We start from the raw sequence: 14,144 nt of genomic DNA, 5'->3' as shown, positions 1-14,144 counted from the left end.
TGTCAAGACGATTGCGAATTAATTCAAGATTGCTACGCATTGTACGTCCCGACTGCGGTCTTTACATTCTCTCCGGAAGTGCCCCCGCGTTCTGCGCAGCCCCGATCCAGAACCGCAGCAAGCCGCGGCCAAGGCAGCCCGAGACCAACAAAAGACCCAGAAAGGAGACAACCTCATGGCCCTGAGCCTTTTACCGATGCGTGACCAGTTGGGCGTGCAGCCCGGTCAGCTTTTGATCGACGGCCAGTGGCAGGACGGCGACAGCGCGCGCTTCGAGCAAGTGCATCCCGCGACCCAGGAAGTCATGGCGACCTTCCCCGACGCCAGCGAGGCGGATGTCGATCGTGCCGTTGCCGCGGCTCGCCATGCCTTCGACGAGGGGCCGTGGCCGCACATCGCGGCTGCGGATCGCCGCCGCCTGCTGCAGCCCATCATCGAGCGGATCTTTGCCGAGGAGGCCGAGCTGGCCGCGCTGCAGACGCTCGACAACGGCATCCCCTGGCACTTCAGCCGTAGCACGCGTGTCTCGCCTTCGGCGGCGGCACGCGTGTTCGATCACTTCGCGGGCTGGACCGACAAGATCACGGGCGAGACCTACCCACGCTTTGCCAGCGGCGCGCCGATCGATTACATGACGTATCGCGAGCCGGTCGGCGTGGTCGCCGCGATCCTGCCGTTCAATGGACCGGTCCTGACCTTCGCGATGAAAGTGGCGCCCGCACTCGCTTGTGGCTGCACCGTTGTGATCAAGCCTTCGGAGCTGACCAATCTCGCGGTTTCGCGCCTCGCAAGAATTCTTCAGGATAGCGAACTTCCGCGAGGCGTGGTCAACCTGGTCACCGGCCATGGCGCCACCGGCGCCGCGCTCGCCAGCCACCCCGGCGTCGACAAGGTCAGCTTCACGGGCAGCACGGGCGTGGGACAGGCCATCGTGCGCGCGAGCGGCAGCAATATGAAGCGCCTGTCGCTGGAGCTGGGCGGCAAGAGCGCCGCGCTGGTGTTCCCCGATGCGGACATCGCCGCGACCGCCACGACGTTGATGGGACTCTGCTCGACTTTTCTGTCCGGGCAGATCTGCTCCACGCCGACCCGCGCCCTGGTGCACCGCTCGGTGCTCGACGCGTTCCTGCACCACGCGGGCGAGCAGCTCAGGAGCGTGCGCTTCGGCGATCCCTTCGACCCGCAAACCACCTCGGCCCCGCTGGCATCGCGGCGCCAGATGGAACGGGTGCTGGACTATGTGCGGATCGGCCGCGAGGAAGGCGCACAGTTGCTGCACGGCGGCGATCGGCCCGGCGGCGAATGGGACGCGGGCAACTGGGTCAACCCCGCCTTGTTTCTCGTCGAGAACAACCGGATGCGGGTCGCCCAGGAAGAAATCTTCGGCCCGGTGCTGACCGTCATTCCCTTCGATACCGAAGAGGAGGCCATACGCCTCGCCAACGACAGTCCATTCGGACTGGCCGGCTGTGTCTATACCCAGGACATCAAGCGTGCGCTGCGCGTGGCGCGCTCGATGCGCACCGGCTCGGTAGGCATCAACGGCTACGCGAGCTCGCCGCATGCGCCGATGGGCGGCATCCACCGATCCGGCATCGGACGTGAAGGCGGCTGGGCCTCGATCGAAGCCTTCACCGAACTCAAAACCGTGAACTTCAACATGGCCGATTAAAAGGCCATACGCAACACACGCAACATCGCATGCGGTCAAGGAAAACCAATATGGAATCGTTCGACTACGTCATCGTGGGGGCAGGCAGCGCAGGTTGTGTCATTGCACTGAGATTGGCCGAGGCTGGCCACAGCGTATGTGTCCTCGAAGCCGGCCCAGCCGATCGCAACCTCATGATCCACGTGCCCGCGGGCTTCATCCACGCGGTATCCAATCCCAACCTGACCTGGGGTTTCCATAGCGCCCCGGTGCCGGGGATCAACGGCCGGTCCGTGCCGCTGGTGCAGGGCAAGGTGCTGGGCGGATCCAGCTCGATCAATGGCATGGTCTACAACCGCTGCCAGCCGCAAGACTACGACGCCTGGGCCGCGATGGGGAATCCGGGCTGGAGCTTCACGGACGTGCTGCCCTACTTCCGTCGATCCGAGCGCCGCCTCGGAGCAGGAGACGATGCCTTCCGGGGAAGAAGCGGCCCCATGACGGTCAGCAATCCTTACTATCCCAGTCCGCTCTACGCCCGCTTCATTGCGGCCGCCGCTGCGGAGGGCATCCACTTTACCGACGACTACAACGGCGCAGCCCAGGACGGTGTCGGCGACTTCCAGTTCACGATCGATACGAGCCGTGGTCCCGGTCGACGAATCAGCACCGCGGTGGCTTTCCTCAAGCAGGCGAGGCGCACCCGGCGCGTGACGGTCCGCACCGGCTGCCTTGCCGAAGAAGTCCTGTTCGAGGGGCGCAGAGCCGTGGGCGTGCGTTACATTCGCGGCGGCGCAGACGGTCAGCGTCAATCGGTCATGGCTCGACGCGAGGTCATCCTCTCGGCAGGCGCGATCAACACGCCGCGTCTGCTGCAGATCTCGGGCGTGGGTGACGGCGCCCATCTGCAAGCGATCGGCCGCGAGGTGCTGATTCACTCGCCCGGCGTCGGCGCCAACCTCACCGACCACTACCAGGTCCGATTGTCCGCGCATCTGCAGGGCGTACGCACGTTGAACGAACGTGCATCGGGTCTGCCGCTGGTGTTCGAGGTCTTCAAATGGTTGATCGGCCGCCCCAGCGTGCTGTCGCTGGGGCCGGTGCCGCTGCGCCTGTTTCATCGCACCGATCCGGCAATGGCCGTGCCCGATCTGCAGATGTCGTTCACCCCCGCCAGCTTCAAGAGAGGGGAAACCGGGAAGCTCGACGCGTATCCCGGCATGACGATCGGCGGCTACCAGCAGCGGCCGGAGAGCCGCGGGTATGTGCGTGCGGTCTCGACCCGGGTTCAGGATGCGCCCGAAATCCAGCCGAACTACCTGGACACCGATACCGACCGCGCCGCCATCGTCGAGGTCATCCGCATGGCAAGGCGGCTCATGCGTTCACCGGCGTTCGCCCCGCTCTTCGTCGACGAAAGCTTCCCCGGCAACTCCGTGGGCAACTCCGATGACGAGATTCTCGATTTCGTGCGCCAGTCCGGCGGCACCGCGTTCCATCACATGGGCACGGCCCGCATGGGGCCCGAAAGCGATCCGCTGTCCGTGGTCGATGCCCGTCTGCGGCTGCGTGGAGCGGACAATCTGCGCGTGGCCGACTGTTCGATCATGCCGACTGCCATGTCGGGCAACACCAATGCGCCGGCGATCATGATCGGCGAAAAAGCCGCTGACATGATCATCGAGGACGCTCGCAGTAGCGTCTGAAGTGCAAGCAGTGCGGGGATCGGGCGCTGACGCCCGGTTCCCGCCGGGCGGTGCCGTGCCTCTTTATCCCGTCCATTTCCCCTCCGCATAAGTCCTGCTTATTTTTTTCATAAGCCTCGATGCCTTTCTTGCCGCCCGTCTTGCGAATGTAATAGTTGCCAGCAGGGTGACGCGAGCGGTCGGTCGGTGACAGGTCAGGGCCGTCTCATCGCTCCGCCGATATATATGGATAACTAATCAATACACGCCGCAGGCGAATTTGGCAGGGCATACGCAATCATGTCGACGCAAATGAAACCCATCCGCTCCTTTCTCTTCGTGCCCGGCAACAAAGCCGGCTGGATCGAGAAGTCCATTCATTCCAAAGCCGATGCGCTGATCCTCGATCTCGAAGACAGCGTGCCGCCCGCGCAGAAAGCCGAAGCCCGCGAGATCGTCAAGTCGAAGCTGGCCTGGCTCGCCGAACAGAAGCAGCGGATCTGGGTGCGCATCAACCGCAGCGCGCACCTGTACGACTTCGACGACATCCTCGCGATCGTGAGCCCCGTGATCGAAGGCATCGTGATCTCCAAACCCTGCGGCCCCGAAGATATCCATACCGTTGCGTCGATGCTGGCCGAGGCCGAGTGCCGCGCGGGCGTCGAAGTGGGCCACACCAAAGTGATTCCGCTGCTGGAGACGGCCCGCTCGCTGCAACTGGCCTATGAAATCGCCCAGCACGAGCGCGTGCCCGCCATCGTGGGCGCCACCGCGAAGAATGCCGACGTGGCCCGCGCGCTCAAGACCGTCTGGTCGCTCGAAGGCCGCGAGACGCAGTACCTGAAGTCGCGCGTGGTCATGGCCGCGCGCGCCGCGGGCAAGCTGCCCATCGGCGGCGTCTGGCAGCAGGTGCACGACCTCGAAGGGCTCAAGGTCTCGTCGGCCAACGACCGTCAACTGGGCATGAGCGGCGAGCTGGTGCTGCATCCCTCGAACGTCGAGATCGTCAACAAGACCTATAGCCCCACCGAGGAAGAAGTGGCGTTTTACCGGGGAATGATCGACGCCCTGGACCAGGCCCAGGCCGCAGGCCGCGCCTCGTGCATCTACGACGGCGAGCATATCGACATTGCCCACGTGAAAACGGCGCGCGAAATCATCGCGCTCGCGCAGTCGTTCAACCGCTGATCAACATCCCTGGACAGGAGACAATCAAAATGGCAGGCCTTTACTTCGAAGAATTCAAGCCCGGCATGGTGATCGAGCACGCCATCCGCCGCACCGTGACCGAGACCGACAACGTCCTGTTCTCGGCGATGACCTATAACTGCGCGCCGCTGCATATCGACGCCGAATACAGCAAGAGCAGTCTGTATGGTCAGCGCCTCGTGAACAGCATGTTCCTGCTGGCGCTCGTAGCCGGCATTACGGTATACGAAACGACGCTCGGCACTACGCTGGGCAACCTGGGATTCGGCGAGATCGCGTTTCCCAAGCCCACGTTCCATGGCGACACCATCCGCGTCGAAACCGAGATCGTCGAAACGCGTCTCTCGAAGAGCCGCAACGACTCTGGCATCGTGACCTTCAGGCACGTTGCGAAGAACCAGCGCGACGAGATCGTCTGCACGGCGGTGCGCAGCGGCCTCATGATGCTGCGTCCCGCCGACAAGGCCTGATTTCGCCCTACCGGAGTTAGCAATGAACTACCAACTCAGCGCCGATCAGCACGCCCTCGTCGATGCGGCACAAAAGATCTGTACGGACTTCCCGCTTGAATACTGGCGCAACAAGGACAAGAACCACACGTTTCCACACGAATTCTTCGAGGCCGTGGCAAGCGGCGGCTGGCTCGGCATCTGCATGCCCGAGGAATTCGGTGGCGCCAATCTGGGCGTGACCGAAGCCGCCCTCTTTCTGCGTACCGCTGCCGAATGCGGCGGCCAGGCGGCGGCTTCGACCATCCACATGAATATCTTCGGCCTGCAACCGGCCGTGCATTTCGGCTCGGAGGCGCAGAAGAAGGCCTGGCTGCCGCCTTTCGCCCGCGGCGAGCATAAGGCGTGCTTCGCGGTCACCGAGCCCGACACGGGGCTCGACACCACCAAGCTCAAGGTCACGGCCAAAAAGCAGCCCGACGGCAGCTACCTGATCTCGGGAAAGAAGGTCTTCATCTCGACCGCGCAGGTGGCCGACCACATGCTGATCCTCGCGCGAACCACGCCGATCGAGCAGGTCAAGAAGCACAGCGAGGGCTTGAGCCTGTTCTACACGAAACTCGATCGCGATTATGTGGAGATTCGCGAGATCGACAAGCTGGGGCGCGCCGCCGTCGATACCAACGAGCTTTTCATCGACAACCTGCCGGTCTCGAAGGACGCGCTGATCGGCGAGGAAGGCAAGGGGCTCAGCTATATCTTCCACGGCATGAACGCCGAGCGCGTTTTCGTCGCCGCCGAGCAGGTCGGCATGGGGCGCGCCGTGCTCAAGCTGGCGACGCAATATGCGAAGGATCGCGTGGTTTTCGGTCGTCCGATCGGGCAAAACCAGGGTGTCCAGCATCCGCTCGCGCGCAACTGGGCCGAGCTCGAGGCGGCCAACCACATGATGCTTGCCGCAGCCGAGCTCTACGACAAGGGGCTCTCCTGCGGATCCGAGGCCAACGCCGCGAAGCTGCTGGCGTCCGAGGCCTGCATGCAGGCATGCCAGACCGCGATCCTCACGCATGGCGGCTTCGGCTATGCAAAGGAATATCACGTGGAGCGCTTCATGCGCGAGGCGTGGATCGGCTATATCGCGCCCGTCACTCCGCAGCTCGTCCTCTCGAACATCGCCGAGCGCAAGCTCGGTTTGCCGAAGTCTTACTGACAAGACGAGACCAAACATGTCAGCTACCAAACCGCTGGAAGGACTGCGCGTCCTCGATCTGACCGTGGCGCTCGCGGGGCCCTACGGCTCGTTGCTGCTCGGCGGCCTGGGCGCGGAAGTCATCCGCGTCGAAGCGCCGGGCGGCGGTGACATCGCACGCAACAACCCGCCCTATGTGGGCGAAGACGGCATTCACTTCGGCGTCCGGCACGATCACGAAGTGTCGCTCACCACGCTCAACCGCGCGCGCAACAAAAAGAGCATTACGCTCGATCTGAAATCGCCGCGGGGCAAAGCCATCTTCATGCGCCTCGTGAAAGAGTGCGACGTGGTGATAGAGAACGCCAGCGAAGGCGTCACCGCGCGCCTGGGCGTGGACTACGAAAGCGTGCGCGAGGCCAACCCGAGGATCATCTATGCGTCGGTCAAGGCCTTTGGCGAGCCCAGCCCCTACCCGCGGCTCAAGGGCATGGACATCATCGTGCAGGCGCTCTCGGGCATCATGGACGTGACCGGCTTTGCCGACGGCCCGCCTACGCGCATCGGCCTGCCGATGGCCGATCTGATTGCGCCGCTCTTCGCCGTCAACGGCATCCTCTCGGCGCTGATCCATCGCGGCAAGACGGGCGAAGGACAACGGGTGCAAGTCTCGATGCTCGACTGCCTCGCGTCGATGGTGGCCGAGGAGCATTTCGACGTTTTTCAGGCCCATGGCTACCCCAAGCGCTCGGGCAACTTCCATGATCGCCTCGTGCCGTTCGGCGTCTACGGCACGAAGGACGGTCACGTCGCGCTGGTCGCTTTTCAGCCGGACTGGTTCCAGAGCCTGACTGAGGCAATGGGGCAGCCCGAGCTGGCCAATGGCCCGCGCTACGCCACGCGCGGCCCGCGCATGAAGCACGCGGCCGGCCTGAACACGCTGATCGAAGCGTGGACGCAGCAGCACACCAGCGCCGAAGTCATCCACGAGCTGCAGGAAAAGCGCGGTGTGCCCGCGGCGCGGGTGCGTTCGCCTCACGAGGTATTGCACGACCCCGTGCTCAAGGAGCGCGGCGCCGTGGTCAAGCTGGAGCACCCCGGCCTCGCGGACATCGACGCGATGGGGATGGGTCTGCCCATCCAGTTCTCGAAAACGCCGGTGCAGTTCGATCAGCCGGCACAGGCGCTGGGTGCGGCCAATAGCGAGATTTACCGCGATCTGTTGAAGCTCTCCGAAGCCGAACTCGCGCAGTTGCACGATCAGGGGGTCATCTGATACGGGCGTAACCCGGCCGCGTCGACCCGAAAAAAAACCCTCCGCCGTGCGGAGGGTGATGGCGTTGATCGAGCAAGCCGACGCGTTCATCGGAGCCCGGCTCAGGAACTGCCCTGCTTTCGGACAACCCCGGTAACGGGCTCGAAGTAACAGGCGTAGCGCACTTCGGCCAGCGCGTCGCTTATCGGCATCTACTCCACCTCTATCGTCACACGATCGACCGCCCAGCCACGTGGCCTTCGCGTATCGCCGGTTGGATATCGCGCGACGACCGCGCATCGCCCACCAGATGGAGCTGATCCACGCGCCCTCGCAACGCCTCCCAGATTTCGTTCTGCGACTGCCGGTAGCCGACCAGCACTACGGTATCGGCCGGGACGTCTTCTGTAGCAGTGCCAAATAGCGGCCTGATCGCCACGCTGCCCTTGCCGATCGAAACCAGCGCCGATTGCGTGACGATGCGCAGCCGCCCCGCCGCGTGCATGCGCCGCAACGCGGCCTGCGTGCGGCCCGTGGCCTCGACGGCCGGCGCGAACATCAGATGGCGCGTCACATAGGTCACCTCGACCCCGCGGTTGATCAGCGCTTCGCAGCAGCCGATCGCTTCGTAGTGGCCCACGTCGTCGAAGACCAGCGCCGTGCGGCCGAGGTCTTGCGGGGGCGCCACCGCGAGATCGAGCGGCGTCAGCACCCTCGCGTCCGCCGCAATCGGCAATTGCGCCGCCGGGTCGGCCGTCTGGCGGAATTCGCTCAGGTCCACGGGCTGCGCGCCCGTGGCCACGATGACGGCGTCGGGCTGCTCGGCCAGCACGTCGTCCGCGTCCATGTAGGTGGAAAGCCGCACCTCGGCGCCCAGACGGTAAATCTCGCGTTCCAGCCAGATGGCGATGTCGCCGATCGGGTGCAGCTTGGGCAGGTGCCTCGCGTAGTTCAGCAGGCCGCCCAGATCGGCGGTGGCTTCGACCAGCGTGACCTGGTGCCCCGCGAGCAAGGCCACGCGCGCGGCCTCCATGCCGGCGACGCCGCCGCCCACCACCAGCACTTTGCGAGGGTTGGCCGCGTGGGCGATGGTCTCGTCCGAGAGCGTGCGTTCGTTGCCCACAGCCGGGTTCACGGCACAGCCCATGCGGCCGCTGAACGCGCCGCCGATGCAGCCCTGGTTGCAGCCGATGCAGGGACGCACCGACGTGCCACGCCCCTCGCGCGCCTTCACCACGAGCATCGGATCGGCAATCATGCCGCGCACGATGCTGATCATCTCGGCCTGCCCCGTTTTCAGCGCCTGCTCGGCGTCGTCGAGCGTGGCATAGCGGCCCACGACCATGCGCGGGACCGTCAGTCCCTCTCCAATGCGTTCGGCGTGCGGCGACTGATAGCCCACCGGCTGGTCCATGCCCGCGTAGCGATCGACATGGAAGTAGTAATCGCCGTGCGTGATGTTCACGAAATCGATCAGCCCCTCGGTCTGCGCGCGCAGCGCAATGGCATGCACGTCCTCGTCCGCGAGGATGCGCGGGTCCGAACTGCCGCCGATGCGCACGCCCAGCGCGAAGCCCGGCGAGGTGGCCGCGCGAATCGCGCGCAGCGTCTCGAGCAGCGCCCGGATGCGGTTTTCGAAGCTGCCGCCATAGGCATCGGTGCGCTGGTTGAGCACGGGCGAAAAGAATTGCGAGAACAGATAACCCGCTCCGGCGAGCACTTCCACGCCGTGCAGGCCCGCTTCCTCCATGCGGGTGGCCGCGCGCGCGTAGGCTTCGATCAGCTCGCCGATCTGGTCGGTCGTCATCGAAACCGGCGGGGCCACCGAATAGCGTCCCGGCAGCGCCGTCACCGCCCAGGGCAGGCCACCGTCCGCCGCGGGGTCAGTGTAGCCGCCATGCCAGAGCTGGGTGAACAGCTTCATGCCGGTCGGCGCGATCGCATCGACGAGCCTGCGCATCGGCGCGATCGCCCCTTCGTCGGCCGCGCTCAGGGAAAAGGTCGACGAGGGATGGACCGACGTGCTTTCGATGATCGACAGCCCCGCGCCGCCCTTGGCCCGCGCGAGGTGATAGGCGATCAGGTCGTCGTTGACATACCCGTTGGCGAGACGCGTGGCGTGTGCGGTGCGCACGATACGATTGGGCACTTCGACGGCGCCGATACGGATCGGCGAGAAAATGCGTTCGTACATGTTCAGGCCACCGATCGCTTCGAGGTAATGCCGCCGTCCACCGTGACGATGGTGCCGCTGGTATAGCCCGAGCGCGGCGATGCCAGATAGACAAACAGGTCGGCCACTTCCTCCACCTTGGCGGCGCGGCCCAGCGGATAGCCGGCCATCAGCTCTCCTGAACGATCCTCGTCGCCCAGCAGCCGCGCCGCATGGTTCCGGAGCACCTTGCCGATCCGCTCCGTGGCCACCGGGCCGGGGTTGACGCCCAGCACGCGGATGCCGTCCTCGAGGCTGCGGCCACCGAGCGCGCAGGTGAAGGCCATGAGCGCGGCATTGCCCGTCGAGCCCGCGATGTAGTTGAAGTCGAAGTTCTGGCCGCCGTTGCCGATGTTATTGAGGATCACGCCGACGCCGCGCGCTTTCATCTGCGCGTACATCGCGCGCGTGAGATTGATATAGCCGAACACCTTCAATTCCCAGCCCTTGCGCCAGGCGTCTTCGTCGATCTCCCAGAGCGTGCCGCCCGGAATCGCGCCCGCGTTGTTCACGAGTATGTCGGCATCGCCCGCGAAGGCCACGATGTCCGCGATCGCGCCGGGGCCCGTCATGTCCAGCGCCAGCACGTCCACCCGCACGCCATGCGCGGCGCGCAGGCTCGCGGCCAGGGTTTCCAGCTTGTCCGCGGAACGTGCCGTCAACGCGAGATGGCAGCCCTCGCTGGCGAACGCCTTCGCGAGACCTTCGCCGATCCCTTGCGATGCGCCCGTGATCAGCGCCCGCTTGCCCGCAAGCTTCATGTCCATTGCGGTTTTCCTTCCTGATATGAGTTATGCAGTGGCGACCCCGGCTGTGAGCACAGCGCACGATGACCATTTACCACTTCTTGACATTGAACGCCCGGCACGACGGTCGAATCAACGGGCTGCAACGTTTGATCCGTACATTGGAACGTCGGCCATGTTTTTTTGCGTGCTGCGCCAATGCGCGTGCGCCCCAACTGGCGCGCGGGACCGGCGCCCCCGCCACCTGCCCGATAGGGGCGCTATGCGGCAACCGGAGCCGGAGCCGCCAAAGCCATCAACGCGGCAACGTTGCCACCGCGATCCAGTTCCATCACCGCATCGACGATGGCATCGGCGCTTGAACACGGCACCACGCCGTCGGCGTTGCGATGAAACTTGTCGATCAGTTCTCCTGTGAAAAACCGGTTCGAAGAATCGGGCGACGGGCTGCCCTAGGGGTAGAGGCGCTCGGCCACAAACGTTTGGCCGCGCGCCTTGACTTCGACCCGCGACGGACGCGCCGAGCCGTCGGACGATAATTCCTTGAGGTAATCTAGATGCACCCGGTGCCGGACTTTCTTCATCAGTCCCAGCACGGAAGGGCTGAACACGTGCTTCGGGTCCTGCCATTCGCGTCCCGGCGGCAAGCGGTGCGCGCCGATGGCCATGCCATGGGCGATGCGGAAACGAAGCCCCACTGGTCGCCGAGACCCGCCGTGATTCTTTCCGGCGCCCAGCGCCGGGTGCCGATGAAGCGGGCATAGCCATGCTCCGCGTCGTCCAGCAACTGAAAGTCGCCGCGATGGCCCATCTGCCCCATGTGCGCGGCCAGCATGGCGGACTGCACCAGCGCCGCCATCGTGTACTTGATCGCCGCCGTCGCCCCGAAAACCGTGCTCGCGAAACCGAAGACTTTTGGCGTGTCGAGCTGGCCGTCTTTCATGTCGCGCAAATAGTCCATGGCCTTGCCGATGCGCCCCCGCGGATGGTCGACTGCTGCAAACGCGCATCCGATCGAGTCGAGTATCAATCGGCGGGCTTCGTCCACAACAGAGGCAGGAATGTCTTCGAATCGCGTTCCCGTGCTGAAGTCCGCCAACTGCTCGACAAGGGTGCTCATGGCTGTCTCCGTTGTTATGGCCTGGGTGGCCGCCGGGGGCAACCATCGCATTAGTCAATCGCACCTATTACATTCGTAAGCCCGACCGCGGGAAAGACCTCCAGGCTTATGAAAAGCATAATCGTCACTTATGGACGGCCACTCCATATGCTTTCGTCAGGAGATCGAAAATCCCCCGTCGATCGGGAAGATCTGCCCTGTCGTCGTCTTCGATTCGTCCGATGCCAGATAGAGCGCCGTCAACGCGACTTCCTTCGGGTCGATCAGCCCCAGCAACTGACGCTCGCCGGTCTTGTTGATCACGTCGGGCTGCGACTTGAGCAGGCCGGCCACGCGCGCCGTCACCGTCACAGCGGGCGCCACCGCGTTCACGCGAATGCGATGCGCCGCATATTCGACGGCCATCGAGCGCGTGATCGCCGAGATGCCGCCCTTCGCGGCCGTATACGCGTCCTTGCCGCGCGTGCCGACCAGCGCGAACACCGAGCTGCTGTTGATGACCGAGCCACCGCCTGACTTCATCATCGCGGCGATGCCGTATTTACACGTGATCCAGGTGCCGAACAGATCGAGCTTGACCGCGCGCCAGAATTCGTCGGCCGGGCAATCGGTCACCTGCGCGTCCACCGCGGTCGAGCCGCCCGCGTTGTTGTACAGCACGTCGATGCGCCCCGCGAATTCGATCGCGGCCGCGATCGATTCGCGCACGCTGTCCTCGCTCGTGACGTCGGTTCGCACGAACGTCGCCGTCCCGCCCGCCGCGCGAATCGCATCGACCGTGGCCTGCCCGCTTTCGGCATTGAACTCCGCGACGACGACGCTCGCGCCTTCGTGCGCGAACAGCTCGGCCGCCGCGCGCCCGATTCCCGCCCCCGCGCCCGTGATGAAGGCAACCTTGCCGGCCAGGCGTCCCGTGTTTGCGCTCATGCTACGTCTCCAATCGTTTCGTTAATTGATACGGTATCCTGATCATTGGCGCGCGTAAGCACGAATCCCGTGTAGCCAGCCGCCGCGACGTCGTCGCATTTCTTGCGGTAGTTGCCATGTCCGCCCAGATACGGCAGGAATACCTGCGGTTTGCCCGGCACGTTCGCCCCGACGTACCACGAGTTCGCCTTCAAATAGAGCGTTTTCGCCACGACGTCCTGAACGTGCTGCATCCAGTCCTCCTCCGCCTGCGGTTGCGCGTCGATCCGGTCGATGCCCGCTTCGCGCAGATCGGCCATGCAGCGCGCGATCCAGTCGACGTGCTGCTCGATGCTCATCGACATGTTCGCGAGCGGCCCCGGGCTGCCCGGCCCCGTGACGGTGAACAGGTTCGGAAAGCCGCTCGTCATCAGGCCCAGATAGGTCTTCGCGCCGCTCGCCCACTTGTCGGTCAGCGCGCGGCCGTTCACGCCGCGCACGTCGATATGCGAGAGCGCGCCCGTGAGCGCGTCGTAACCGGTCGCGTAGATCAGCACGTCGAGCTCGTGCAGGCCGTCGCTCGTCACGATGCCCTCGGGCACCACGCGATCGATCGGCGTCTGTTTCAGGTCGACGAGCGTCACGTCATCGCGGTTGTACACGCTGTAGTAGGTGTCGCCGAGGCATGGGCGCTTAGTGCCGAACGGGAAGCCGCGCGGCAGCAGTTTCTCCGCGACCGCCGGGTCCTGCACCGTCTCGCGGATCTTGTCGCGAATGAATTCGGCGACCGTCTCGTTCGCGGCCTCGTTCGAGAGAATGTCCCCGTAGCACATACGAAAGCCGAGCAACTGGCTGTTTTCCCACGCGTTCTCGTATTTCTTCAGGCGCTCTTCGGGCGTCGCGTCGAGCGCCGACTCCACCGGGAACGGCACCGCGATGCCAAAGCGCGTAAGACGGCTGACCGCGCGCCGTTCCGGATAGGTCGCCCGCACGCGTGCGCGCATCTCGGGCGTCAGCGGATGATTCTTCGCGGGCACCACATAGACGGCGGTGCGCTGGAACACCGTGAGGTGCCGGCACTTTCCCGCGAGCGCCTGAATCACCTGAATGCCCGACGAACCCGTGCCGATCACGCCCACGCGCTTATTGCTGAAATCGACTTCATGATGCGGCCAGCGCCCCGTGTGATGACTTTCGCCGGCGAACGTCTCGATGCCGGGAATTTCGGGCGGCTTCGGCACCGAGAGCACGCCCGTTGCGGGCACGAAAAAACGTGCGTTCGTGACCTTGCCGTCCGAGGTCGTCACGCGCCAGAGATTGCGCGTTTCGTCGAACACGGCGGATTCGACCCGCGTATTGAAGCGCACGTGGCGGCGCAGATCGAAGCGATCGGCGACGTGGTTCAGGTAGCGCATCAGTTCCGCGGACGTCGGATAGCGCTCGGGCCAGTCCCATTCGTCCTGAAGCTCCGGCGAAAACGAATACGAGTAGTCCCAGCATTCGAGATCGACACGGGCACCGGGATAGCGATTCCAGTACCAGGTGCCGCCGACGCCGTCGCCGGCTTCGAATGCCTGAATGCGGAAACCCGCGTCGGTGAGGCGCTTGATCGCATACAGTCCGCCAAAGCCGGCGCCGACGACAACGGCGTCCAGCACGTCGTGGTGTGGGTTCATGAGGGTTGTCTCCTGAGAAATTCCGGTGAATTGAATGGCCCTTCGC

12 protein-coding genes are annotated in these 14,144 nt (G+C 64.6%); 7 read left to right on the top strand and 5 right to left on the bottom strand.

Annotation, left to right across the window (positions count from 1 at the left end; translation table 11 throughout):
- Window positions 1-175: 175 nt before the first annotated feature.
- The 6 genes from U5775_RS24400 (at window position 176) to U5775_RS24375 (ending at window position 7,459) form a co-directional block, all read left to right on the top strand.
- On the top strand, window positions 176-1,672 hold the full coding sequence (locus U5775_RS24400; protein ID WP_322060665.1) for an aldehyde dehydrogenase family protein: 1,497 nt from the start codon (window positions 176-178) through the stop codon (window positions 1,670-1,672).
- A 50-nt stretch (window positions 1,673-1,722) separates the two neighbouring features.
- A complete protein-coding gene (locus U5775_RS24395) occupies window positions 1,723-3,357 on the top strand; it encodes a GMC family oxidoreductase (RefSeq protein WP_322060664.1) in 1,635 nt (544 codons plus the stop codon).
- A 279-nt stretch (window positions 3,358-3,636) separates the two neighbouring features.
- Window positions 3,637-4,524, top strand: a complete 888-nt coding sequence (locus U5775_RS24390; RefSeq protein ID WP_322060663.1) for a CoA ester lyase — start codon at window positions 3,637-3,639, stop codon at window positions 4,522-4,524.
- 29 nt (window positions 4,525-4,553) lie between these two features.
- Window positions 4,554-5,015 (top strand): MaoC family dehydratase, encoded by a 462-nt coding sequence (locus tag U5775_RS24385; protein WP_322060662.1) that lies wholly within the window; start codon window positions 4,554-4,556, stop codon window positions 5,013-5,015.
- A gap of 22 nt (window positions 5,016-5,037) precedes the next feature.
- On the top strand, window positions 5,038-6,204 hold the full coding sequence (locus U5775_RS24380; RefSeq protein WP_322060661.1) for an acyl-CoA dehydrogenase family protein: 1,167 nt from the start codon (window positions 5,038-5,040) through the stop codon (window positions 6,202-6,204).
- Window positions 6,205-6,220: 16 nt separating this feature from the next.
- Window positions 6,221-7,459: a CaiB/BaiF CoA-transferase family protein gene (locus tag U5775_RS24375; RefSeq protein ID WP_322060660.1), complete on the top strand. Its 1,239-nt coding sequence runs from the start codon at window positions 6,221-6,223 to the stop codon at window positions 7,457-7,459.
- Window positions 7,460-7,667: 208 nt separating this feature from the next.
- Here the strand turns inward: U5775_RS24375 and U5775_RS24370 are convergent, their stop codons facing one another.
- Both U5775_RS24370 and U5775_RS24365 read right to left on the bottom strand, forming a co-directional pair.
- Window positions 7,668-9,638 (bottom strand): FAD-dependent oxidoreductase, encoded by a 1,971-nt coding sequence (locus tag U5775_RS24370; protein ID WP_322060712.1) that lies wholly within the window; start codon window positions 9,636-9,638, stop codon window positions 7,668-7,670.
- Window positions 9,635-10,417: an SDR family oxidoreductase gene (locus tag U5775_RS24365; protein ID WP_322060659.1), complete on the bottom strand. Its 783-nt coding sequence runs from the start codon at window positions 10,415-10,417 to the stop codon at window positions 9,635-9,637. Before U5775_RS24365 ends, U5775_RS24370 begins: the two co-directional genes overlap by 4 nt.
- Before the next feature lie 62 nt (window positions 10,418-10,479).
- On the opposite strand from U5775_RS24365, the gene U5775_RS24360 reads away from it, so the two are divergent.
- Window positions 10,480-10,758 carry a hypothetical protein gene (locus U5775_RS24360; protein ID WP_322060716.1) on the top strand — a complete coding sequence of 93 codons (279 nt, stop codon included), beginning with the start codon at window positions 10,480-10,482 and terminating at the stop codon, window positions 10,756-10,758.
- 221 nt (window positions 10,759-10,979) lie between these two features.
- Here U5775_RS24360 and U5775_RS39520 read toward each other — a convergent pair whose 3' ends face one another.
- The 3 genes from U5775_RS39520 to U5775_RS24345 all read right to left on the bottom strand — a co-directional run bounded on the left by U5775_RS39520 (window position 10,980) and on the right by U5775_RS24345 (window position 14,098).
- On the bottom strand, window positions 10,980-11,516 hold the full coding sequence (locus tag U5775_RS39520) for an MmgE/PrpD family protein (protein ID WP_415913641.1): 537 nt from the start codon (window positions 11,514-11,516) through the stop codon (window positions 10,980-10,982).
- A gap of 156 nt (window positions 11,517-11,672) precedes the next feature.
- Entirely contained in the window at window positions 11,673-12,443 is a 771-nt protein-coding gene (locus U5775_RS24350) for an SDR family NAD(P)-dependent oxidoreductase (protein WP_322060658.1), read from the bottom strand.
- Window positions 12,440-14,098, bottom strand: coding sequence for an NAD(P)/FAD-dependent oxidoreductase (locus tag U5775_RS24345; RefSeq protein WP_322060657.1), 1,659 nt, complete (start codon window positions 14,096-14,098; stop codon window positions 12,440-12,442). The genes U5775_RS24350 and U5775_RS24345 overlap by 4 nt, the downstream gene beginning before the upstream one ends.
- Between the last annotated feature and the right edge of the window lie 46 nt (window positions 14,099-14,144).

Source organism: Paraburkholderia sp. J63 (assembly GCF_905220245.1).
Taxonomy (GTDB): domain Bacteria; phylum Pseudomonadota; class Gammaproteobacteria; order Burkholderiales; family Burkholderiaceae; genus Paraburkholderia.
The sequence above is the reverse complement of the archived record's forward strand: the minus strand, read 5'-3'. Positions and strand labels throughout refer to the sequence as shown.

Coding starts and splice junctions, on each gene's coding strand:
- U5775_RS24400 (WP_322060665.1), top strand. CDS start 176: ATGGCCCTGAGCCTTTTACCGATGCGTGACCAGTTGGGCGTGCAGCCC.
- U5775_RS24395 (WP_322060664.1), top strand. CDS start 1,723: ATGGAATCGTTCGACTACGTCATCGTGGGGGCAGGCAGCGCAGGTTGT.
- U5775_RS24390 (WP_322060663.1), top strand. CDS start 3,637: ATGTCGACGCAAATGAAACCCATCCGCTCCTTTCTCTTCGTGCCCGGC.
- U5775_RS24385 (WP_322060662.1), top strand. CDS start 4,554: ATGGCAGGCCTTTACTTCGAAGAATTCAAGCCCGGCATGGTGATCGAG.
- U5775_RS24380 (WP_322060661.1), top strand. CDS start 5,038: ATGAACTACCAACTCAGCGCCGATCAGCACGCCCTCGTCGATGCGGCA.
- U5775_RS24375 (WP_322060660.1), top strand. CDS start 6,221: ATGTCAGCTACCAAACCGCTGGAAGGACTGCGCGTCCTCGATCTGACC.
- U5775_RS24365 (WP_322060659.1), bottom strand. CDS start 10,417: ATGGACATGAAGCTTGCGGGCAAGCGGGCGCTGATCACGGGCGCATCG.
- U5775_RS24360 (WP_322060716.1), top strand. CDS start 10,480: ATGACCATTTACCACTTCTTGACATTGAACGCCCGGCACGACGGTCGA.
- U5775_RS39520 (WP_415913641.1), bottom strand. CDS start 11,516: ATGAGCACCCTTGTCGAGCAGTTGGCGGACTTCAGCACGGGAACGCGA.
- U5775_RS24350 (WP_322060658.1), bottom strand. CDS start 12,443: ATGAGCGCAAACACGGGACGCCTGGCCGGCAAGGTTGCCTTCATCACG.
- U5775_RS24345 (WP_322060657.1), bottom strand. CDS start 14,098: ATGAACCCACACCACGACGTGCTGGACGCCGTTGTCGTCGGCGCCGGC.